The following is a 543-nucleotide window of genomic DNA, read 5'->3' as shown; positions in this document are numbered from 1 at the left end:
GGCACACAACGTACCAGCAGTATCGACCATATCATCGACCATCACACAGGTACGGCCATCAATATCACCGATGATATTCATTACTTTGGCCACATTGGCACGAGGGCGGCGCTTATCAATAATCGCCAGTTCAACATCCAAATGTTTGGCTAATGCACGGGCACGAACCACACCCCCAACATCCGGCGAGACCACAACCAAGTCCTGGTATTTGTGTTTCCAGATGTCACCCAGTAACACGGGTGAGGCGTAGACATTATCAACAGGGCAATCAAAAAAGCCCTGGATCTGATCGGCATGTAAATCAACGGTTAAAACACGGTCTGCGCCAACACCTGTCAACATATTGGCAACTACCTTAGCGGTAATGGCAACACGAGCTGAACGAGGACGGCGATCCTGACGGGAATAACCAAAATAAGGGACAACCAGGGTAATGCGTTTGGCTGATGCACGACGGATAGCGTCGGTCATCACCATTAATTCCATCAGGTTATCGTTGGTAGGCATACAGGTTGGTTGGACGATAAACACGTCCTTGCC

1 pseudogene is annotated in these 543 nt (G+C 49.5%); it reads right to left on the bottom strand.

The features are described from left to right. Window positions 1-543 (bottom strand): annotated as a pseudogene (locus B3182_RS00870) (ribose-phosphate diphosphokinase); the annotation flags it as partial.

Source organism: Methylophaga sp. UBA4204 (assembly GCF_002379485.1).
Lineage (GTDB): Bacteria > Pseudomonadota > Gammaproteobacteria > Nitrosococcales > Methylophagaceae > Methylophaga.
Note: the sequence above shows the minus strand (reverse complement) of the source record. Positions and strands in the feature narration are given on the sequence as shown.